We start from the raw sequence: 23,830 nt of genomic DNA on the forward strand, positions 1-23,830 counted from the left end.
GAGTTTAATAATATAAATATATTCGCAATGAAAAATAAGTCATTACATCTACTGATTATAATTTTTTTAAGCGCTCAAACTTTTGCTCAAGTCTATACTGATAAAGTTGTCAATAGTATAAAATCAGATTCTTTACTGTAATCTGTTTTTTAGTTTTATAATTAAACATGAGACAATATGACGAAAATTACCTTTTCATTTCCAAAAGTATTTCTATTTACTATTTTCTTACTATTTTTTTATACAAATTTTTTGTGGTCACAACAACGTCCTAAGATTGGTTTAGTTTTAAGCGGTGGTGGAGCAAAAGGTATTGCACATATTGGAGTTCTGAAAGCTATCGATAGTGCAGGACTAAAAATTGATTATGTCACTGGAACTAGTATGGGTAGTATCATTGGAGGTATGTATTCTATTGGTTACTCTGGAAATGAGATAGAAAAAATCACCAAAAAACTAAATTGGGATGAATTATTGAGCGGAAAACCCATTTATAAATATGTTGGAATTGACGAAAAAGACGAATTTGGGCAGTATTCAGCCGAAGTAGGTATAAAAAAAGGAAAGTTACAAATTGGTACAGGATTGATTGATTCTCAAGAATTAATGCTTGTTTTAAACAGGATTTTTTTACCAGCCTATAACATCAAAGATTTCTCTAAATTCAATATTCCGTTTAAATGTATTGCAACTGATTTATCTAATGGAAAAGCGGTAGTGATTTCAGATGGCGATATTGTAAAAGCGGTACGTTCAAGTATGGCAATTCCTAGTGTTTTTACAGCCGTTGACCATCAAAAGACAAAACTCGTGGATGGTGGAATTGTTAGGAACTTTCCAGTCAAAGATATTAAAGAGATGGGAGCCAATATTGTAATTGGAGTAAACCTTTTTACAGGGCTTCCAGATATTGAAAAACTCGAAAATGTATTAGATGTTTTTTATCAAATAACGCAATATCGCGATGCCGATGATTTAGTCGAAGAAAAAAAATTGTGTAATCTTGTTATTGAACCTAATTTAGATAAATATAGCGCAGGTAGTTTTGATGCTACAGATTCGATTATGGATATTGGAAATGCTGTTGGAAAATTATATTATCCCTATTTTAAGAAATTGGCCGATTCATTAAATGCAAAATATCCTGTAAAATACGACCCTTACAACAGATTGCCAAAAGTAGAAAACATTATTATTGATGATATTGGATATGTTGGAATTGAAAAAACAAGTGAAAACTTATTGCTTCAAAAACTGGGTATTCAATTGGGAAAATCATATTCTCCAAAACAAATTAATGATGGATTTCGTAAAGCATTCGCTAGTCGATATTATGATAATATTCATTATTCATTAGAACCTACATCAGAAGGGCACGCCAAGTTGATTTGTATAGTAAAAGAAAAAGCTGTAAACCAAATAAAAGTAGGGTTATCATTCCATTCCTTCACAGGAGCAGCTCTTTTATTCAATTTTACTGCTAGAGATTTGTTGTTAAATAAATCTAGAACTATGGCCAAATTAGCTATAGGTGAAAATTTTAGAGTTTTACTAGAACACAAACAAATTTTTGGACCAAAAGCCAATAATTTTTTTAATCTTAGTTTAGAAAAACAAAATCTTCCTTTGTACATATATGATGGAAGTAGAATTTTAAACGAATATGAAATTGGATATGGTCAAATCGATATCAATTATTCCAGAGCCTTTAATAATTGGAGCTTAACTTCTGGAATGAATTACCAAAGTAATAATTTTGGACCAGTAGTGGTAGAATCTGAGTCTTATAAAGGAAAAATAAAGCACTTTTTTGCTTATTTATCAGCAGAATCAAATACGACCGATAGGGTAAATTTTCCAACTCAAGGTCATTTGTTTTTTGCTCAAGCAGGAATTGTTTTTGATAGAAAAGCAAATGTAGATTTGACAAATCTAGATGGTTCCTCTCAGGATGTTTCTTTTCTTATAAGACAGCAACAGTTTTACAGATTTATTATAAATTTTTCAAAGTTTAATTCTTTAAGCAAAAAAATGGTGTTGTTTTACAATCTGCAAACTAGTATTGCACCTGAATCTAATGGTTTTATTGTTGATAATTTTTATCTAGGAGGGATTCAACAATTATTTAGACAGCAGGTAGCTTTTACTGGACTAAAAGAAGAGCAAATAAATTCAACATCTATAGCAACTGCATTACTCGGATTGCAATATAATTTTGTTAGTAATTTGTTTTTAACAGGAAGAGCAAATACAGGTATCTATGATTTTAGTAATAAAAATAAAACATGGGATTCTAATGCTGTGAAAAATATTAATGGTTTTTCTTTGGGAATAGGGTATAATTTAAGTATGATGCCTATAGAATTAAATGCCATGTATTCTCCAGAAATCGGAAAATTTTATACTCACATAAAAATGGGATTCGTGTTTTAAAAACTAAGGATTTTTAACTATTTTTATTATAATTAAATTATGTATTTTGTCCAATATAATTTACGAAAAACATTTCATTTGTTATGAAAAAGGAACTTAAATTGTATTTTGTTAAACAAAATTTCTTACTTTTGATATATTTTTTATAAAAAACTAACTTTAACCTAAAAACAAAAATTATGAAAAAATTAGTACTTATTGCTGGAATCTTTTTATGTGCGTTTGGAGCAAAAGCCCAAAACCAAGGAGATATTAGTCTAGATTTGTATGGTGGTTATACTTTTCAAGACAAGATTTATGCAGATGCAGCTTATGTAGCAGTTAAGGATGCTTTTCAATATGGTGCTGGTATTGAGTTTTATGCAAGAAGTACTAAATCAATTGAATTGAAATATCTTAGAATGGACACTAAAACGCCTATCTATAGATTTAATGAAACACAACTCAATTCAGGTGATGATAGTTCAGCTATAAATTATGTTTTGATTGCTGGAAATAATTATTTTCCAACAGGAAATCCTAAAGTTCTTCCTTTTGCAGGTTTAGGTTTAGGAGTAGGATGGGCATCTGGAGATCAAAGTACTTCTGCACGATTTGCTTGGGATTTAAAAGCAGGTGTTAAAATTAAAACTTCGGATTCAGTTTCTTTAAAATTACAAGCTTATTTCCAAACAATCTGGGCTAGCTATGGTTCTGATGCTGTTTTCTATCCAGGTTATGGAACGGTTTATTATCCTAGCGATGCTTCACTTTACCAATTCGGATTGGGAGCTGCCATTTCTTTTGATTTCAAACACTAATATAATCAAACAAATTAAAACCGCATTATCTACTTGATATGCGGTTTTTTTTTGTTCCTAGTTTCTTCTGCTGTAGAATTTATTATTTCAATGAGGGAAATTCCAACCATGCGATATCAGGGCGATATTACTGCTTTGGCAGAAACAGAGTGGAGATGGGATTTTACCAATCGTCATAGTTTAGTTACATTTTCGGGTACAGCCAAAGCATTTGATAGTGGTGATACATTTAGAAATTCATCTTGGAGAGTTTCAGGCGGAGCTGGTTGGAGGTATTTATTAGCTAGAAAACTGAAACTTAGAGCAGGAATTGATGTTGCCAGAGGTCCAGAGGAATGGGCATATTATATCGTTTTTGGAACAAATTGGGTTAAGTAAATAGGTTCAATTATTAGAGTTTTTTTTTGATTTTAAAAATGAATAGTATCAAATAGTAAAATAAATGGGGATAAAAAATACAAATCAATTCTTTAGTAATACCAAAAATTGGCTGACAATGTTCATCAGTTTTTATTGTATTTCTGTTTTTAGCCAAGATCTAGAACCACGAGCATATGCCAGCGTTCCTAAAGGAATGAATGTCTTAGCTGTTGGATATGGTTTTATTAAAGGAAATGTACTTACAGATCCATCATTGCCAATTAATGATTTTATAATTAATACTCAAAGTTTAGGGGTAAATTATATTCACAGTTTTGCTATTTCAAAAAAACTAGCCAGAGTGCAAGTATCACTACCGTTTGCTGATATGAGGGGAAGAATGATGCAAAATGGAGAAGAAATCACTGGCTCTAGGTCTGGTATGGCGGATATGCGCATTCGTTTTGGAATTAATTTAACGGGGCTGCCAGCTCAAGAAAGAAAAGATTTTAAACCCAATAAGGAAAAAGCTGTTTTAGGAGTAAGTTTTGTAACTTCTATTCCAACAGGACGTTACTATGAAGATAAAAAAATTAATCTTGGCAGTAATCGTTGGGCATTTAAACCCGAAATTGGTGTTTCAAGAAAGTTCAAAAATGTCTATGCAGAAGCTTATTTAGGTACTTGGTTTTATGCTAATAATACAGAATATTTGACCAATAAAGTATTAAAACAAAACCCGACCCTAACTTTACAAGCCCATGCTAGCTATTATTTTAAAAACCAAATGTGGGTTGGTTTAAACACCAATTGGTATAAAGTTGGAAAAACAACCATTGACGGACAAGTTTCAAATGATGTATTGAATGATTGGAGAGTTGGTGCAACTTATTCGGTTCCAATTGCAAAAGCTCACGCTTTGAGATTGCAATTTCACACAGGGCTAATGTCTAATTTTAGGACTTAATTATGATTCAATTACACTAGCTTATCAATATATATTCTTTTAAAAAAATAATTTTCAGTTTGATTTTATATTATAACTTGAATTCAATTTTAGATACTATTTTTACATTTGTTAAATGATTAAAAAGTACTGTTAACAATTTTAAATATTATAGAATATGAAAACTAAATTCAATTGCAGCTTAATTAGTATTTTATGTATTACTCTATTTTCTTTTGCCACTGGATTTACACAAGAGAAAACTAAAAAACAAATAAAGGAAGAACAAAAATTAGAAAAGCAAAAGCAAATTGCGCTTTTAATCGAATCTAAAGAATTTGTTTTTTCGGCTACTAAAATGTCTCCACAAGGAGCGAGGATCGTAAATTTAACATCAGATTATACTGTTGAATATCATCCTGATTTAATTAAGAGTTATTTACCTTTTGCAGGTAGAGGCTATGGTGGAATTGGATATGGAGGAGATGATGGAATGAAATTTGAAGGGAAACCTACCGTTTATACTGTCGAAAAAACAAAAAAAGCCTATGTCATTAAAACAGATGTTAAAGGAAAACAGGATTCGTTTTCTATGATGTTGACTGTTTATTTTGAGGGCTCAGCAACTCTGTCTATCAACAGTAATCATAGAAGTTCAATATCTTATGATGGAGATATTCAGGTGTTTAAGAAAGTCACAAATACAGAAAAATAATTTAAATTTTTATTAATAAGACAGTAAATACTAATTAAAATTTTGGCATAAAAGAATTAAAATGTATAAAAAATCCTTTGTTTTAGTATTGATCTCCATAGTACTACTTGTTGTATTTAGAGTATTTATTGTAGATAGTTGCACCTCAAAATATATTAAATATTCAGACATCACATCGCAATCTTCAGCTTATGTTGGCGATCAATCTTGCAAGAAATGTCACGCTGTTGAATTTAAAGATTGGAAACATTCAGACCATTATATGTCTATGTTGCCTCCAAACGATTCGACCGTTAAAGGAGATTTTAACAATGTTACTTTTTCAGCAGACGGAGTCAATAGTCGTTTCTATAAAAAAGGAGCTAAATTCTATATCAATACCGAAGGTGATGATGGTAAAAATCACGATTTTGAAGTAAAATACATTTTTGGTTACAAACCCTTACAGCAATATTTAGTTCAATTTCCGGGAGGTAAAATGCAAGTTCCGAGATTGAGTTGGGATGTCAATAAAAAGAAATGGTTCAACCAATATGCAGGACAAAAAATTCCTTCGCACGATTGGTTGCATTGGACTGGAAATGCACAAAACTGGAATACAATGTGTGCTTCTTGCCATTCTACAAATCTTAGGAAGAATTATGATATTAAAACCGATACGTATAAAACAAGTTACAGCATCATCAATGTAAGTTGCGAAAGCTGTCACGGAGGCGGAAAAAACCATATCGATTTTATAAATGGTGATTATAAAACTGGAACGAAAGTAGCTGGAAGTTTCATGAAATTGGCCAAAAATTCCAAACAAACAGAAGAGCTAAATACTTGCGCACCTTGTCATGCAAGAGTTTCAGAATTGAGTGGTTCTCACATTGATAGTAAGGAAATTATGGATAATTATATCCCCCAAATTCCTGACACCGAAAACTATCATGCTGATGGCCAGGTAGATGATGAAGATTATATTTATACCTCTTTTTTGCAAAGTAGAATGTTTCACAAAGGTGTTACTTGCAGCACTTGTCATAATCCACATTCTGCAAAACTGAAACGCACGGGTAATCAAACTTGTACGCTGTGCCATGTTCCTACAAAATATGATGTTCCTAAGCATACTTTTCACAAAAAAGGAACTCCAGCTGCCGAATGTAAAAACTGTCATATGCCAGGCAAATATTATATGGGAAATGATTATCGTCACGATCATAGTTTTAGAGTGCCTAGACCCGATTTGTCTGTAAAATATGGAACTCCAAATGCTTGTAGCAACTGTCATAAAGACAAATCAGAGAAAGTTTTGGCCGATGCAATTGTAAAATGGTATGGTCCTAAAAGAAAATATCATTTTGCCGAAGATTTGATTCCTGGAAGTAAGTTGGATGCCAATAGTGAAAAACATTTAACCAAACTGATTAACAATAAATTTGTACCTAAAATAATCAAAGCTACAGCCACTTTTTATTTAGCCAATATTCAAACAGAAACAAGTTTGAATACACTTTTGGCTCGATTAGCAAGTAAGGAAGCTCAAATTAGGTATCGTGCTCTAAGAAGTTTAGCATCCTTTCCTTCAGATCGTTGGATTGAAGCAGTTGGTCCGTTACTTTCAGACAAAGTGAGATCAGTTCGAATTGCTGCTGCCGATCTTTATATTATAATTCCAAAAGAACAACTGCCCTCACAATATGAAAAAGCATTTTCGTTAGCGCAAATCGAATTAGAAAAATCATTGCGGTATCAAACCGATTTTTCGACTGGAAATGTGATGTTAGCTGATTATTATTTAAAATTGAAAGATTACGATAATGCCGAAAAATTTTATTTGCGAGGTCTAAAAAAAGACAGCAATATGAATTATGCTTTGCTCAATTTATCGGCTGCATATAATTCGCAAGGTAAAAATATACAAGCATTGCAAACATTAGAATTAGCTTTGAAAAATGATTCTAAAAATGATCGAATATATTACAATATGGCTTTGTTGCAGAATGAAATGAATAATATTCCAGCTGCTGAAAAGGCTTTTTCAAAAGCAGTTGAATTGAAATCATCAAATCCAAGAGTCTATTATAATTATGGATTACTATTGAGCCAAAGCAAAAAAAATAAAGAAGCTGAAGCTGTTTTGCTTAAAGGAATCGCTATAAACCCATCATTTCCTGATTTGTATTATGCGCTAACTTATGTCTATATACAAACTAATAATAAGCTGAAAGCGCTGCAAACAGGTATGAAATTGAAACAGTTAGATCCTAATAATCCAAATTACCAAGAAATGTTTAAAAACTTTGGAATATAATAGAAAGTTGATTTTTTTTATTAATTTTATGATAATCAATGCCAAAGAGGCAGTGTTGACTATTTTTTTTCTGAATTTCAAAAGGATAGTTTTTTTTTGTGAATTTGGATTTATACATTTATTCATTATTAACATAAATAAACTCTTATGAAAAAAACTTACTTACAACAGATTAAAAGGCTATTATTTTTTTCGTTTGTTTTTGTACTATTTTCATTAAACGCAAATGCACAAACATCGGAAAGCATTGAAAAACCAGAAAAAGAGTTTAAAAACACGATACATTTCAACATAACAAACCCATTAATTTTTGGGGGTAAATCGTTAATTTTTGGTTACGAAAGAGTGTTGAAAAACAATCAAACTTTTTCTATTAATATTGGTCAGGCTGGGCTTCCATCATTTAATTTTGTTAACGATGCTGAGTTCAAATCCAATACAATTCTAAGCGAAGGAGGATTTCATCTTTCAGGAGATTATCGTTTTTATTTGTCTAAATTAAACAAATATAATGCTCCAAGAGGCGTTTATATTGGCCCTTATATTTCGCACAATACATTTGATAAAAAGCATTCTTGGCAATATCAACCTGATGATGCTGCAAGTCTTACAACGGTTGAATCAGATATGAATATTAAAATAAATCAAATTGGTTTTCAATTAGGATATCAATTTGTTTTTTGGAAACGATTTTCAGTCGATATGATTCTAATTGGCCCAGGAATTGCAACCTATAAAATTAAAGCAGATATTGGAGGAAATTTATCAGACGAAGACCGACAAAAATTCTTAGATAAATTGAATGAAGCATTAAAAGATAAATTTCCAGGCTATGATGGTCTTGATTTAGATGGTGAATTTCAAAAGAAAGGAACTGTTTCGACCACAAGTTTTGGTTATAGATATATGATTCAAATAGGGTATAGATTTTAAATAAATAGAAACAATAAATAGTTACTAACAAACATTAAAACAATTATGAAAATCAAATTATTATTATCCGCATTGGCAATTAGTTTATTAGTTGGATGTAGTCCATCAACTCAAATTGTTAAAACTTGGTCTGATCCATCCTTGAATGCAGGATCTGTTAAGGCATATGACAAAGTTTTAGTAATTGCTCAATTAAAAGATGATTCTTCTAGAAGAATTGCCGAAGATAAAATTGTTGCCTCTTCGCCTAAAGGTAACTTTATAGCTTCCTACAATTATTTAAAACCAGATCAACAAGACCAAAAATTAGTAGTTGCTGATTTATTGAAAGATGGTATTGAAGCCATTATTTTAATGCGTTTGACAGATATTACTAAAACTACTGATTATGTTCAAGGCACCGCTTATTATGGTGGTTGGGGCTATGGTGGTGGATATTATGGAGGTTATAGAGGCTGGGGATACGGAGGTAGTATTTATGGTACTCCAGGATATTATGAAGAAAATAAAACGTATTATGTTGAAACCAATATTTATGACGTAAAATCGAATAAATTACTATGGTCAGGAACAACTTCAACACTGAATCCTAGTAAAACAAATGAAGCTATAGACGGAATTATTGCTGCAGTTAAAACGGAATTGAATAACAAAGGACTTATTAAAAAGGAAGAAGTTAAAAAATAATTCCCTTTTCTAACTTGAATAAACAGATTATAAAGCAACAATTGTTGCTTTATAATCTGTTTTCTTTTGTAATAATTCATTCAATTTTCAAAAGTATTTTATGAAAAAATAAAGAAACTTTCCTTTATGAACTATACCTGTTTTTTAGCTTTAAAATTATAAATTTGCAGTATGAATAAAAAAGGAATAATTAGTTTTAGTCTAATATTTATTGTTTGGGCACAATTTAGCATCAAAGCCCAAAATTTTGGTGATTCAATAAAACCATGCCCTATAAAATCATTACCCGAACTTTTTAAAAAAAAAGATTCGGTTCTTATAGTAAAACCTCAAAAAAACAACTTTTTTCTTATTATTCCAATAATTGGTTCGCAACCTGCAACGGGATTTTCATACGGATTTGTGACTCAATATACTTTCAAAGGAAAAAAAATAGATGACAAATATTCGTCTATTAATCTCGGAGCAACATTCACCGAAAAAAAGCAGCTGCTTCTCAATTTCAAAAATAGTGTGATGCTAAAAAATAATAATATTTATCTTAGTGGTGATTGGCGTTTTTATATTTTTTCACAACCCAATTATGGTTTAGGAACAGATATTATTCCTCGCGCTTCAAAAGATGACGATTTTGATTTGAATGCGCTGAAAGAGCCTATGAATTATAATTATTTTAAGTTCCATCAAACTGCCTCTTGGGAGGTTAAAAATAATTATTATGTTGGAGCCGGAGTTCATTTAGACTGGTACACCACTATTACTGACGAAAACTTAGATATTGCAAACGGTCAGTTTACCAATCATTATAATTACAGTCAAAAATATGGATTTAATGATAAAGAATATGTAGTAAATGGAGCAAGCTTGAATTTATTATACGACTCTAGAGACAATCAAATAAATACCAATCGAGGTATGTTTGCCAATATCAATTATAGATTTAATCCTGCATTAACCAAAAGTCAATATGCTAGTAGTGTGTTGTTTATGGAATATCGCTATTTTTTGCCTTTAAGCAAGTATAATGAGCAACATGTCTTTAGTTTATGGGCCACAGGTCAGTTTGTAACCACGGGCAATGTCCCTTATTTAAATTTACCATCAATCGGCTGGGATCAAAGGAGTAGGAGCGGAAAAGGTTATACTCAAGGACTATTTCGTGGACAAAAAATGGTGTATCTTGAAACCGAATATCGTTTTCCAATCACTTGCAATCAGCTAATTAGTGGAACTTTATTTGCCAATTTCACTTCGGCTAGCGATAAAGATCGTGACATTAAATTGTTTCAATATATTCAGCCTGCCGTTGGAGTTGGGCTGCGAATTTTAATTGACAAAGCCACTAGAACCAATCTAATTTTTAACTATGCTTGGGGACGCCATTCTAAAGCTTTTTATCTAAATGCTGGTGAATCTTTTTAAAATTAAAACATTCTTGTTTTTAGTGATTTAAACACTCCGGTTACTTCTAATTATAAATACTAATAGTTGATAAATATAAAGGCTAAATTGTATATTTGTATAGAAAAAATAATTATTTTTGAAGTAAATTAACAAAATAATAATTACAAAAGATATCATTATGAAAAAAGTATTTTTAATCTTATTAGTGGCTGTTACAACGGGTGTTTTTTCTCAAACATCTGACAAAGAAGATCTTGAAGTAATTCAAGGCATTTACGGAAAATCTAAAAAAGAATTAGCTGTAGCTTATATGGCAATTCCAGAAGCACAAAGTGTTGCATTTTGGAAAACATATGATGAATTCGAAATGGAACGCAAAGCATTAGGTAAAGCTAAAGTAGCCATCATCAATGATTATGCGAGCAATTATGCGGGACTTACTGATGAAAGTGCTGATAAAATTGCAAAGGAAAGCCTAAAAAACAATGCTGACTACCAAAAATTACTATCAAAATATTATGGTAAATACAAAAAAGTAGTTGGAGCTGTTAGTGCTGCAAAAATAATTCAGTTTGAAAATTACATGCAAACCACAGTTAATTCTGAAATGCAGGAAGCAATTCCATTTATTGGTGAAATGGAAGCAATAAAAACAAAATAATTAGATTTCAATAAATATAAAACGTAGTGAATTTAGTTTACTACGTTTTTTTTATATAGTAATTGAATATTTGGTATTTCATTATTATTCAAACCACAAAACATTTTTATTATGAAAAAAATAGTTTCAATTCTAATCCTTACAGGCTTGACTTTTATAGCTTGCAAATCAAATCAATCAGCAATGAAAACCTCAAAATCTTTAGAAGGAAATTGGGAATTGAATTATATTTCGGGGCCAAGAATAGCCTTTAATGGATTATATCCCAATAAAAAGCCCACAATTTCTTTCGATTTGAAAGAAAATAAAGTTTCTGGGAACAATGGATGTAATCAATATTTTGGAACACTTCAAGTTGATGGTAATAAGATTAATTTTAAACATTCAAAAATGGGAATGTCAATGATGGCTTGTCAAGGCAATGGCGATCAGGTTTTTATGAATACTTTAGAAAAAATTGATTCCTATTCTATTTCTGAAGATGGGAAAATATTAAATTTTATTATGGGAGACATTGCCATGATGCGCTTTGAAAAAAAATAACATATAATTCAATTTTAAAATGAAAATAGTGCTATTACTTTGTGCTTCTTTACTCTTTCTTTCTTGTAAAAAAGAAGTAAAACAATCAGAAATCAATACCGATAAAATTGCAAATGTTCCTGTAAAAGTTCCAGCAGATTCTCATAATTCTCAAAATTCTTTAGACTGGCAAGGAACTTACAAAGGCGTAACTCCTTGTGCCGATTGTGAAGGAATTGAAACAGAAATAGTTTTGAATGCTGACTTAACATTTACACTCAAAACCAAATATCTTGGCAAAGATGATGGAAAAGTATTTGAGGAAAAAGGTGTTTTTTCTTGGGACAAAACAGGAGGAATAATTTATTTGGATGGTTTGAAAAACAGACCAAATCAGTACAAAGTTGGAGAAAATCAACTAATTCAACTGGATATGGAAGGACATGTGATAAGTGGAAGTTTGGCTGAGAAATATATTTTAAAAAAATAAGAACCTTTTATTTAAAATTATGAAAAAACCTTTTTTATCCAAGTTAAAAGATGTATTCTCTGCGGATGGTAGAAAAAATAAATCAGCTGTAGCTAATGGTATTCTTTTGGTTTTTACCTTAATTGCCATTTTTATACTCCCTATTTTTCCTAGAGAAAGTATCAACTTTTTTTACAATGTGACTATAACTGGAATTTTTGTATTTGCTGTTTTTGCGCTTAAAAAACATCATCTTTTTTTTGTATATAGTGCTTTTTTTCTCTCTTTTTTGGTTTGGATTTCATTCATTAGTAATTACAATTTATTGAAAATTGGATTTCGATTTCTCAATTTCATATTTCTGTTATTCCTTGTTGCTAGTTTAATAGGTCAAATTTCATCTACAGCTACGGTAACTGTCAAAGTAATTGTAGATTCTATAACGGGTTATTTTTTATTAGGTTTTGCTTTTAGTCTTGTTGTAGTACTTGTTTCAGTTACTTTTCCAAATGCTTATAATGTGAGTTTTTCTGAACGATTAGATTCAGGAATGGTAGAGCCCATACAGGATAATATTTATTATACTTTTATGACTTTTACCACAACAGGCTATGGCGATGTTGTTCCTACTCATCCTGTGTCAAAATCATTAGCTGTTTTGATTAGTGCTTCTGGACAACTTTATGTTGCTATAATCATTGCGATGTTAATAGGGAAGTATGCTAGTGCTCCTTCAAAGTCAAAATAATGAGTTCTTTCTAATTTCTGACAGTTTTAAGAATTATTTTTTGTGGATTCCGTCACCAAATCATCAACCGAAATAAAGCGACTAATGTGTCCGAGTAGCTCTTCTAAATTCTCAGAGCGTATTATATCACGTACTTCAGAACGGGCTTCGGCAATTTTCAAAGCTATGTTTTTTGCTTTCAAATCGTTAAATAGATTTTTTAAAAACCGTGTTCCTGAAATATCAACAAGCGGAGAGGAATTCAAATCTATTATTACAGTTTTTATAGCATTAGTTTCTCCATTAATTTTTGCCCAAATCTGTTCTTTGATGTTTTCAACATTAAAATAAAGGATAGAAGATTCAATTCTAACAATCAAAACCCCCTTGATGTTTTCATTATCTGGGTGGCGTTCTAAATCAGAATACCGTTTGGTTCCTGGTATTCTTCCTAAAAAGGCCACATTGGGTTTTGAAGTAGCTTTTAGCAATATCAATAAAGTGAATATTGCTGCTAGTAATACTCCTGTCAAGATTCCCCAAATGAGTACACCAACAAGAGCAATCATTGCAATATAAAATTCTTGTTTATTGATTTTATATAAATGCTTCATTTCTTTTAAATCGAATAATCCTCGAATGGCCACGAGCACAATTGAGGCAAGAATTACTGATGGCAAGTATTGCAACATTTCAGTCAAAAACAGAAGGCAACAAGCAATTGTGGCTGATGCAAATACTAAGGATAAAGGCGTTTTGGCTCCTGCTGCATCATTAACAGCAGATTGTGATAATCCTCCTGCAACAGGGTATCCTTGACCTAAGGCAACGGCTGCATTGGCAACACCAAGAGCTAGTAATTCCTGTCGGTTGTTAATGAAATAACCATTTTTTTGCGCCAGTGTTCTTGCTGCCGAAACACTTTCGATATAAGACAAAAGAAAACAAGCAGTCGCAAGGGGAAGTACGCCATCAACATCTCTAATACGAAGGGTAGGTAAATGAAATTCGGGAAGGCCAGAAGGGATTATTCCAACGGTTGTAATGTTTTGAGCACCCAATGATGTTGAAAGTATGAGTACTATAGAAACAATTACTATCAAAATAGCAATGGGTTTTCCAGGCATCATTTTTTCGCCAAAAATTAGAATTATAATGGCAACAATTCCAAAAATTAGCACAGTAATATTGGTTTCTGAAAGTTGCTGTAGGAGTGTAATAATGCGGTCTATGAAATTTTCGCCTCCACCTTTCACACCAAATAATTTGGGTAATTGGGTTAATCCAATGGTCAATGCTGCACCCGCTTTGAAGCCTACCAAAACGGTTTCGCTAATAAAATTAATTATGCCATTCAATCTCAATAAATAAGCAAGAATGGCTAGACCCGCAAAGACTAATGCCGTTAATGAAGCAATATCAGCCCATCGCTGCACATCTCCGTTTGCCATACCAGCAATTGTAGTTCCAATAACTAAAGAAATTGCCGAAGTGGGACCAATCGCCAATTGTTTACTAGTGCCCAGCATCGCATAAATTAGTCCACCAATAAGGTAGCCGTAAACTCCATATTGTGGGGGCAATCCTGCTAGTGTTGCATAGGCCAATGAGACAGGAATTCCATAGGCCGCTAAAGTTATTCCAGCGATTAAATCTTTTTTTGCTAATGATTTAGAATATCCTTTGAGCCAGTCAATAGGAGGGAATAGATCACTTGATAATTTCATAAATGAAATGAGTAAAATTATTTTTCCTCTAATAAAGCTTTTTTTACAGTTTGTAATTCAGCTAATTTTTCAGCACTCACAGTAGGATACTCTAATTCCATTTCGTCTAATGCGTTAATAATAGCCGATGCGATAGCAATTCTAGCATAGGATTTGTTATCGGCTGGAATCACATACCAAGGCGATTTTTCGGTCGAGGTATTTTTGATTAACTCTTCATAGGCAAACATGTAATCATCCCAAAAACCTCGTTCTTTGGCATCGGCGGCACTAAATTTCCAATTTTTATCTGGATCATCAACGCGTTCTATAAAGCGTTCTTTTTGTTCTTTTTTGGATACATTTAGAAAAAATTTGATGACAACAGTTCCATTTCTATTTAAATATTTTTCGAAATTACGAATATCCTGAAACCGATCTTCCCATATGTCCTTGGTAATTAATTTTTCGGGAAGTTTTTGTCCTTTCAAAATTTGTTCGTGAACTCTAACCACTAATACTTCTTCATAGTAGGAACGATTAAAAATACCGATGCGACCTCGTTCTGGCAAATGTTTTTGACAACGCCATAAAAAATCGTGATCCAATTCTTCAGAACTTGGCGCTTTGAATGAGGATACTTGACACCCCTGAGGATTTACTCCAGACATCACATGTTTGATAGCACCATCTTTGCCTGCAGCATCCATCGCTTGAAAAATAAGTAAAAGAGACCATTTGTCTTGAGCATACAAAATATCTTGCATTGCTGCTAATGCATCAACTCCTAGTTGTAAAGTTTCGTTTACCAATGTTTTACCTTCTTCACCCAAATCAAAACTAGCTTTGGTTTCGTATTCTTTCAGTTTAAAATCTTCGCCTTTTCCTACACAATATTGTTTGGAGAAATTTTTAGCTCTTTTTATGAGTTCCTTTTTGCTTAAAGTGTTTAATTCTTTGGCATTTTTCTCAAAGTTGTTTGATTTTTTGTTATTTGATTTTGCCATAATTTTAAAATTTTTTATTTTTTTGAGTGAAATATTTCGTTATAAAAAATGTGTAAACACGAATCAGATATGCTGTAATTTTAATGTATGAAAAGCCAATGTATTACGAATTGTTACTTCAAAAATAGTGATTTTTTTTATAAATTTAACGAAGTTCCTTGTGCATTATTGTTGCTCATAAAATGCAATTAGTGATACTTAATATCAATAATCTAAGATTGTTTTTTAATTTTAGTTTTGGAATGAATCAGAAAAAAATATGACAAGTGACGATATATTGTTAAAAATAAATTTGATCGAACTCTCTTATACAGTATTTTGCGAATAGTACAATCTTGAAGATGCTTTGTAAATTAGTAATTACTGAATTATACGATGATGAAAAGGGGTTATGGTGCTTGGTGTTTTTTGTTGCAGTAATAGTGGGGAATTTTACATGTATTTGAAGACTAGCTAATTTATTTTGATAGATATTAGTTTGAAAATTGAATTTATTAAGTTAAATAAAGAATGTTAAGAAAAATTTAATTAGATTTGTTTTTACAGAAAGTAAGAGCATACTTAGTAAATTAAATCTAATATTCTAACCATTATAAGTAAACTATTTATACATCAAAATTAAAAATTGAATATGAAACAAGCATACTTTTTACCAGCATTATTATCAGTTTTTATAATGTCATCCTGCAAAAAAGAAGCCGCTCCAGAGATGAAGCCTCTTGAAATTGCTGTCACTCAAGTGGTAGAACAAGATGTTCGACTAGAATCTGAATATACTGGGCAAACCTTCGGGCAATCTGACATTCAAATTAATCCAAGAGTGGATGGTTTGATAGAAAGTTTAAATTTTAAAGAAGGTAGTGTTGTTACCAAAGGACAATTACTATACACTATTGATCCCTTACCTTTTCGTGAAAAAGTACATCAAGCCGAAGGAGCATTGGCAGAGGTGGAAGCCAAATTAGCCAGAACTAAATCTGATTATGATATGATGGCACCCTTGGCCAAAATGAACGCTGTAAGCCAAAGAGAATTGATTGCAGCCAAAGAAGCTTACAACGCTTCTATAGCTTCAATAAAAGCATCTAAAGCTAATTTAGAAGCTGCAAGAATACAATTAGGCTATTGTAGGATTGTATCTCCAATTACAGGAATGATTGGGATTTCTAAAGTGAGAGTCGGCGATTATGTGCGACCTGGAGCAGGATCGGTTTTAAATACAGTTTCAGATTTGGGAGATGTAAGGGTTCGTTTTACTTTGAGCGAACAAGAATTTCTTAGAATTTATAGAGAAATAAATAAACCAGATTCAAACTTAAAAGGAATTGGACAGTCCGTTACATTAAAATTATCCGATGGATCCCAATATCCGCAGATAGGAAAAGTAAGTTTTGCCGACAGACAAATTGATCCAACTACTGGTGCGATTACATTTGAAGCCGCATTTCCAAATCCTGATAAGTTATTACGACCTGGACAATATGTAAAAGTGGGCGTGGTTACAGATGTTCGCAAAGACGCATTAGTAATTCCTCAACGTGCTGTAATCGAAATGCAAGGAATTTATCAAGTCTATGTTTTGGGAGACAGCAGCAAAGTACAGATGCAAATTATCAAACCAGGTCCTTCTTATAAAGATGGTTATGTTATAGAAGATGGTCTGAAAACTGGTGACAAAATCGCTATGGGAGGTACTTCATTATTGAAAAACGGAAGTGTTATCGTTCCAAAAATCACACCTTGGCAACCCGGTCAGGTAGCAACTTCAGCAACTAAATAATTTAGAGAATAATCATTATGGGAGAATTTTTCGTTCGAAGACCGATTGTTGCTATGGTAATCAGTATCATCATTGTGATACTTGGATTGTTAGCATTACAGAAAACACCTGTTTCACAATATCCAGATATTAACCCACCAGTTGTAAAAATTACTACTAGTTTCACTGGTGCCAATGCGTTGAATGTGGAGCAAGCCGTTGCAACTCCTATTGAGCAAAAAGTAAATGGGGTAGAGCAAATGCTTTATATGAAATCTACCAATACATCTGATGGAGCCTGTACAATTGAGGTAACTTTTGATGTAGGAACCAATTTGGATAACGCCAATATGTTGACGCAAAACAGGCAAAATCAATCGTCACCATTTATGCCAGCGAGTGTAAAACAACAAGGGGTAGTGGTGAAAAAATCATTGTCATTCCCGATGATGTTGTTTACTGTTACTTCAACAAATCCAAAATACGATGCTAAGTTTTTGAATAACTATGCCAGTATCAATATTGTGGATCAATTGGCGCGAATCAAAGGAGTTGGAGAAGTTTCTTTATTTGGAGGAAGCGATTATTCGATGCGTGTTTGGTTAAAGGCAGATGTAATGTCTAAACTTGGTGTAACAGTTGAGGATGTAAAAAATGCCTTGAATGCCCAAAATATGATTAGTCCTGGAGGAAAATTTGGAGCAGAACCAGCACCAATGGGAACTGATTTTACCTATGGAGTTACGTTACAAGATCGATTGGTTACCGAAAAACAATTTGCCAATATCGTTGTTCGAAGTAAAGACGATGGCGCTCAGGTTTTGTTAAGCGACATCTCTCGTATTGAATTAGGGACAGAAAATTACAGTTCAACCGCTAGAAGAAATGGGTCGCCTAGTGCTGTAATTGCTTTGTATCAAATGCCGGGCAGTAATGCGCTTGAAGTAGCCGAAATAGCAAAAAAGGCTATGAAGGAAATGGCTGAAAAATTTCCTAAAGACATAGAATATCAAGAGTCATTAGATACAACTCTCGCTATTACAGCAGGTGTTGAAGATATTGTTCACACTCTTTTTGAAGCCATTATTTTAGTAATATTAGTGGTGTTTATCTTTCTTCAAAATTGGCGTGCGACATTAATTCCTTTGATAACAGTCCCCGTATCATTAATTGGAACAATTGCTGTTTTTCCAATGTTAGGTTTCTCAATCAATACATTGTCTTTATTGGGATTAGTATTAGCTATTGGTATTGTGGTTGATGATGCCATTGTGGTGGTGGAGGCCGTTATCCATCATATTGAACACGGAAAAACACCCAAAGAAGCCACAATTCAAGCGATGAAAGAAGTTTCAGGTCCAGTAATTGCCATTGCTTTAATTTTGTGTGCCGTATTTATTCCTGTTGCTATGACTCCTGGAATTACAGGCCGTTTTTACCAACAATTTGCCATAACCATTGCCGTTTCTGTAGCGTTCTCGGCATTTAGTGCCTTGTCGTTGAGTCCCGCTCTTTGTGCAATGTTGTTGAAACCCACAAAACCAGTTGAAGAACAAACAGGATGGCTGGCGAAATTTTTTGCTGGTTTCAATAGAATTTTCAATAATGTTACGGGTGGTTATTTAAAAGGAGCTACTTTTTTTGCCAAAAAATCAATGCGAATTGTAGCCTTACTTGGAATCATCTTAGTGGCTGTTGTATTGTTAGGAAAGAAAATACCACCAGGATTTATTCCTGAAGAAGATCAAGGATATGCATTGGTTAATATTTCATTACCTCCTGCATCTTCACTACAACGAACTAATGAAATCTCGAAGAAAGTAGATGGTTTCTTAAAGGAAGAGGAATCAATACTTTCTTACACCACAATCAACGGATTTAGTATGCTTACCAGTTCGTATCAACCCAACAGCGCATTTATATTTATATCCTTAAAACCTTGGGAAGAAAGATCAGAAACGGCCAAACAATTTATTGATAAGTTAAACAAAAAACTATCAACTCAAATTACCAATGCTACAGCATTTTCATTTGGTCCACCTGCTATTCAAGGATTGGGAGCATCTGCGGGTTTCAGTTTGATGTTGCAGGATAGAGGTGGAAATTCGCCACAATATCTGGCACAACAAACCCAAGCCTTTATTGCAGCAGCTCAAAAACGTCCTGAAATAAAAAGGATTTACACGACTTTTAATGCCGGAACTCCTCAAGTAAAATTAGAGATTGATAACGACAAAGCAATGAAATTAGGTGTGCCTGTTTCTAAAGTTACCGAAGCCTTAGGCGCTTTCTTAGGAGGTAGTTATGTCAATGATTTTAACCGTTTTGGGCGTCAGTACAAAGTGTATTTGCAAGGAGAAGCAGTTGATCGTGTGAAGCCTGAAAACTTGAACCTGATTTATGTAAAAAACAGCAATGGTGATATGTTGCCTATATCAACATTAGTTACAGCAACAAAAGTGACAGGACCTGATTTTACTAATAGATTGAATTTATTTCGTGCTGCCGAAATAGGAGGAAGTCCAAATGATGGATATAGTAGTGCACAAGCATTGACAGCTTTGGAAGAAGTTGCCAAAGAGACCTTACCAGCTGATATGAGTTATGATTATATCAACTTGTCTTACCAAGAAAAACACTCGCCAGGAGGTGGAACTGTGTTTTTAATGGCGTTAATATTTGTCTTTTTAATTCTTGCTGCACAATACGAAAGCTGGAAATTACCATTTAGTGTATTGCTTGGCGCACCTTTAGCCGTATTTGGCGCATTTTTAGGCTTATTCTTAGCACGAATAGGAAGTGATGCTTATGTCAACAATGTATTTGCGCAAATTGGACTCGTATTGCTAATTGGACTCGTCGCCAAAAATGCAATTCTTATTGTAGAATTTGCCAAAGAAGAATATGAAAAAGGAGTGCCACTTTATGAAGCCGCAATGGTAGCGGCCAAACTTCGTTTTCGACCCATTTTGATGACGGCATTTGCCTTCATTCTTGGAGTTGTTCCGTTGCTTACAGCTACTGGAGCAGGATCTCAAGCACGTATTGTAATGGGAATGGCAGTATTTAGCGGAATGTTAATAGCCACAGTTCTTGGGGTATTAATTGTACCTGGACTTTATGTAATGATCGAAAATATTGGCAAAAAGAAAGAAGTAGTTACAAATGACGAAATTAATTCAAATACAACAAGTCATGAGGAATAAATTAAAAATAGTTGTTATTATTCTTGTACTTGCCATTCTTCCAGTTGGTTGTTTGGTAGGATCTAAATATAAAAAACCAGAAGACCAAAATGCTACGAATTTTAGAAACGGTGCTGCTAATATTGATACATTAGCTTCTGTTGTCAATGTAAAATGGTTTGATCTTTTTAATGATGATGTTCTAAAAGGCTTAATAAACAAAGGCTTGGCTAATAACTATGATATGAGAATTGCGATGGCTCGTATTGAACGTAGCAGAGCAGAACTTGGTTATACTAAAGCTGATTTGTTGCCAGCTATTGGATATGGAGCAAAAGTGAACAGCAATGAAAAAGCATTTCCAGTTTCTAATGCTTCGGCTTCACTTTCTTGGGAATTGGACTTTTGGGGGAAAATTCGTCACGAGAATAGAGCTGTTCAAAATGAATTGTTGGCTAGCGAAGAAGGTCGAAAAGTAATTCTTTCGAATCTTGTAAGTGATATTGCTGTTTCCTATTTTCAACTTCGTGATTTTGACAATCGATTGTTGATTGCCGAGAAAACCTTGGAATCAAGACAAAAAGGTTATGATATCATCAATCAAAGATTTAAATCAGGGTATGTTTCAGAAGTTGATTTGGTACAAATTGAACAACAAGTTGCCATTGCCGAAGCAACTATTCCCGCTATTAAACGCCAAATAACTGTTCTTGAAAACAAAATTTCAATTCTAATTGGTCAAGCACCAGCACCAATAGAACGAGGTAAAACCAATTCAGAACTTCAAATAGCTAGTACTATTCCGGTTTCAATTCCATCTATTTTGTTAAAAAACAGACCGGATGTGAATCAAGCCGAACGATTGTATATGGCTGCCAACGAGCGAATAGGTGTGGCGCAAGCAATGCGTTTTCCATCGTTTAACATTGCAGCATTAGCTGGTTTTGCTAATAGTTCTGTCAGCAATTTATTTGATGGTTCTTCCTATTTGCAAAATGCTAGTGCAGGTGTAACTGGACCGATTTTTAATTTTGGAAAAAACAAAAGAAGAGTAGAAATCTACCGTCAAATTGCTGAAGAATCAAGACTTTCTTACCAAAAAACTTGTATTACGGCGGTTGCCGAAGTGGAGCAAGCTTTGCAAAACGTAAGAACTTACAAAGAAGAATGGACAGCTCGAAACCGTCAAGTAATCGCTGCCAGAAAGAACTTAGAATTATCAAATGCCAGATATTATAACGGTTATGTTTCTTATCTTGAAGTTATTGATATTGAACGTTCTTTGTTTGATGCTGAATTAAAACTTTCGGAATTAGCACAAAATCAATTAAGTTCTACTATCGAATTGTATAGAGCTTTAGGTGGTGGTTGGAATTAGTTCATTTTCAAAAATATATTTTAAAAACTTGTCTTCTATTGGCAAGTTTTTTTTGTGATCCAAATAAAAAAGGGCTACTCACCAATAGTGAAATAGCCCTTTGGGTTGAAATATATAGAGTATCAACTCGCAAAAAGCAAGATGAGTAATTGGGCCACTAAAATTCTACTGATAGTCACTAATGGGTAAACTGTTGCATAGGATTGATTAGGTATATCAGAATCCAAATATTTTGTACTAAAAGCTAAGGCAGCTGGATCGGTATAAGAACCACTCATAATTCCGACCATTTGATAGAAATTTAATTTAAAAACAAATCGGCTAATCAATACTAATATCGTCAATGGAATGAAAGTGATAAAACAGCCATAATAAATCCACATCCAGCCATTATTTTCAATAAAACTATCATAAAAACCATGACCTGCTTTAATTCCTACTGCAGCAAAAAATAAACAGATACCAAAATCTTTCATAAAGTGAATAGCACCATTATTGATATAAGAGTGAATGACCCCAACACCGCCATATCTACTAATAAATAAAGCAGCTAAAAGTGGTCCTGCAGCCAATCCTAATTTTAGAGGAACTGGCAAAGAAGGAATAAAAAATGGAATAGAACCAATGACCACACCAAAAATCAAACCTCCAAAAAGAGAGAGAAAATCAGGTTCCAAAAGTATTTTTTTAGAATTTCCAATCAATTTTTCTGCTTCTTCAATGGCTTGTCTATTTCCAACAACCATTAAAGTATCTCCATAAAACAACTCTAGTGAAGGTTGTGCTAGAAGTTCTAATCCTGAACGAATAACACGAGTGACTCTAACATCATATTGATTATATAAATCCAATTGTGCCAATGTTTTATGAGTAGCTGTTTTTTGGGTTACACTTATGATTTTTGTTGTAATATCATCTTCAGACTCAATAAATAAATCGGTTGAAACTTTACCAACATTTTCAATAAAATTATCAATATCTTTTTGTTTTGCTACAACCATCAAAACGTCTTTGTGATTGACAATAGCATCTAATGATGGAGAATATACAATGGTAGTTCCGCTATGTTTCTGTCTCGAAATAATTACATTTTCAATTTTGAATTCTTTCAAAATTTGTTTAATAGTTTTTCCAAAAACAGCAGGATTTGTCACTCTACATTTTTGACGAACAATTTTATTTTCAGAATCTTTATTTTTCTCTTGGAGTAACTTAACTTCTTTATTTAAATCAATTTTCAAAAAGTTTTTGGCTAAAATGATTATAAGAATAATTCCAAAAACCCCAACAGGATATGTAATCGCATAAGCAATGGCTGGATCCGAAAAGTGATCGGCTGGGAGGTTTAACTGTTTCTGAATTTCAATAAGAGTAGATTTTGCAGCCCCCAAACCAGGTGTGTTTGTTACCGAACCTGACATTAATCCAACAGCATTTTCTACTTTAATGTTTGCCAACAAATGAATAAGATAGGTGATAATTCCCCCTAAAAATACAGTTCCAACACCTAAAGCATTAAACACCAAACCTTCTTTTTTAAAGGATGAAAAGAAAGTAGGTCCTACTTGAATACCAATTCCATAAACAAATAATATCAATCCAAATTCACGAACAAATTGAATCAATTCAGAATTCATTGTAAAACCTAAATGACCTAAGAAAAGACCAACAAACATTACAGCAGAAACTCCTAATGAAATATTTCCAAACTTTACTTTACCAACAAAAAAACCGACACTTATAGCCAAAAATAATACAATTAGTGACTGTGTCATCTCCGGCTCATCAGTCGGAGTGAATAAAAATCTAAACCATTCGAACATAATATTTATATTTAGT

19 protein-coding genes are annotated in these 23,830 nt (G+C 32.9%); 16 read left to right on the plus strand and 3 right to left on the minus strand.

The window, feature by feature from the left end:
* Positions 1-177: 177 nt before the first annotated feature.
* The 13 genes from C3L50_RS11560 (at position 178) to C3L50_RS11620 (ending at position 12,977) form a co-directional block, all read left to right on the plus strand.
* On the plus strand, positions 178-2,433 hold the full coding sequence (locus C3L50_RS11560) for a patatin-like phospholipase family protein (protein WP_103806339.1): 2,256 nt from the start codon (positions 178-180) through the stop codon (positions 2,431-2,433).
* 179 nt (positions 2,434-2,612) lie between these two features.
* A complete protein-coding gene (locus C3L50_RS11565; RefSeq protein ID WP_103806340.1) occupies positions 2,613-3,233 on the plus strand; it encodes an outer membrane protein in 621 nt (206 codons plus the stop codon).
* Between the two features lie 90 nt (positions 3,234-3,323).
* On the plus strand, positions 3,324-3,611 hold the full coding sequence (locus C3L50_RS11570) for a hypothetical protein (RefSeq protein WP_103806341.1): 288 nt from the start codon (positions 3,324-3,326) through the stop codon (positions 3,609-3,611).
* Between the two features lie 118 nt (positions 3,612-3,729).
* Positions 3,730-4,560, plus strand: coding sequence for a transporter (locus C3L50_RS11575; RefSeq protein ID WP_165784005.1), 831 nt, complete (start codon positions 3,730-3,732; stop codon positions 4,558-4,560).
* 157 nt (positions 4,561-4,717) lie between these two features.
* Positions 4,718-5,254, plus strand: a complete 537-nt coding sequence (locus tag C3L50_RS11580; protein WP_103806343.1) for a DUF4251 domain-containing protein — start codon at positions 4,718-4,720, stop codon at positions 5,252-5,254.
* A gap of 61 nt (positions 5,255-5,315) precedes the next feature.
* The gene (locus C3L50_RS11585; RefSeq protein ID WP_103806344.1) at positions 5,316-7,553 is read left to right on the plus strand and encodes a cytochrome c3 family protein; all 2,238 of its coding nucleotides are present in this window, start codon (positions 5,316-5,318) and stop codon (positions 7,551-7,553) included.
* A gap of 147 nt (positions 7,554-7,700) precedes the next feature.
* Entirely contained in the window at positions 7,701-8,486 is a 786-nt protein-coding gene (locus C3L50_RS11590) for a hypothetical protein (protein WP_103806345.1), read from the plus strand.
* A gap of 45 nt (positions 8,487-8,531) precedes the next feature.
* On the plus strand, positions 8,532-9,173 hold the full coding sequence (locus C3L50_RS11595) for a DUF4136 domain-containing protein (RefSeq protein WP_103806346.1): 642 nt from the start codon (positions 8,532-8,534) through the stop codon (positions 9,171-9,173).
* A gap of 171 nt (positions 9,174-9,344) precedes the next feature.
* The gene (locus C3L50_RS11600; protein ID WP_103806347.1) at positions 9,345-10,595 is read left to right on the plus strand and encodes a BamA/TamA family outer membrane protein; all 1,251 of its coding nucleotides are present in this window, start codon (positions 9,345-9,347) and stop codon (positions 10,593-10,595) included.
* Positions 10,596-10,755: 160 nt separating this feature from the next.
* Positions 10,756-11,238: a hypothetical protein gene (locus tag C3L50_RS11605; protein ID WP_103806348.1), complete on the plus strand. Its 483-nt coding sequence runs from the start codon at positions 10,756-10,758 to the stop codon at positions 11,236-11,238.
* A gap of 111 nt (positions 11,239-11,349) precedes the next feature.
* Positions 11,350-11,781, plus strand: a complete 432-nt coding sequence (locus tag C3L50_RS11610) for an META domain-containing protein (RefSeq protein ID WP_103806349.1) — start codon at positions 11,350-11,352, stop codon at positions 11,779-11,781.
* Between the two features lie 19 nt (positions 11,782-11,800).
* Positions 11,801-12,250, plus strand: a complete 450-nt coding sequence (locus tag C3L50_RS11615) for a copper resistance protein NlpE (protein ID WP_103806350.1) — start codon at positions 11,801-11,803, stop codon at positions 12,248-12,250.
* A 19-nt stretch (positions 12,251-12,269) separates the two neighbouring features.
* The gene (locus C3L50_RS11620) at positions 12,270-12,977 is read left to right on the plus strand and encodes an ion channel (protein WP_103806351.1); all 708 of its coding nucleotides are present in this window, start codon (positions 12,270-12,272) and stop codon (positions 12,975-12,977) included.
* Positions 12,978-13,003: 26 nt separating this feature from the next.
* On the opposite strand, the gene C3L50_RS11625 is transcribed toward C3L50_RS11620, so the two are convergent.
* Both C3L50_RS11625 and C3L50_RS11630 read right to left on the minus strand, forming a co-directional pair.
* Positions 13,004-14,683 (minus strand): SulP family inorganic anion transporter, encoded by a 1,680-nt coding sequence (locus C3L50_RS11625; protein WP_103806352.1) that lies wholly within the window; start codon positions 14,681-14,683, stop codon positions 13,004-13,006.
* Between the two features lie 17 nt (positions 14,684-14,700).
* A complete protein-coding gene (locus C3L50_RS11630) occupies positions 14,701-15,669 on the minus strand; it encodes a polyphosphate kinase 2 family protein (RefSeq protein WP_103806353.1) in 969 nt (322 codons plus the stop codon).
* 631 nt (positions 15,670-16,300) lie between these two features.
* On the opposite strand from C3L50_RS11630, the gene C3L50_RS11635 reads away from it, so the two are divergent.
* The 3 genes from C3L50_RS11635 to C3L50_RS11645 are packed head-to-tail and all read left to right on the plus strand — an operon-like array spanning position 16,301 to position 21,991.
* A complete protein-coding gene (locus C3L50_RS11635) occupies positions 16,301-17,449 on the plus strand; it encodes an efflux RND transporter periplasmic adaptor subunit (protein WP_103806354.1) in 1,149 nt (382 codons plus the stop codon).
* 17 nt (positions 17,450-17,466) lie between these two features.
* On the plus strand, positions 17,467-20,634 hold the full coding sequence (locus tag C3L50_RS11640; RefSeq protein WP_103806355.1) for an efflux RND transporter permease subunit: 3,168 nt from the start codon (positions 17,467-17,469) through the stop codon (positions 20,632-20,634).
* Positions 20,624-21,991: an efflux transporter outer membrane subunit gene (locus C3L50_RS11645; RefSeq protein ID WP_103806483.1), complete on the plus strand. Its 1,368-nt coding sequence runs from the start codon at positions 20,624-20,626 to the stop codon at positions 21,989-21,991. Before C3L50_RS11640 ends, C3L50_RS11645 begins: the two co-directional genes overlap by 11 nt.
* Before the next feature lie 122 nt (positions 21,992-22,113).
* On the opposite strand, the gene C3L50_RS11650 is transcribed toward C3L50_RS11645, so the two are convergent.
* Positions 22,114-23,766 carry a putative transporter gene (locus tag C3L50_RS11650; RefSeq protein WP_165784006.1) on the minus strand — a complete coding sequence of 551 codons (1,653 nt, stop codon included), beginning with the start codon at positions 23,764-23,766 and terminating at the stop codon, positions 22,114-22,116.
* Between the last annotated feature and the right edge of the window lie 64 nt (positions 23,767-23,830).

This window comes from Flavobacterium alvei (assembly GCF_002920895.1).
GTDB lineage: Bacteria > Bacteroidota > Bacteroidia > Flavobacteriales > Flavobacteriaceae > Flavobacterium > Flavobacterium alvei.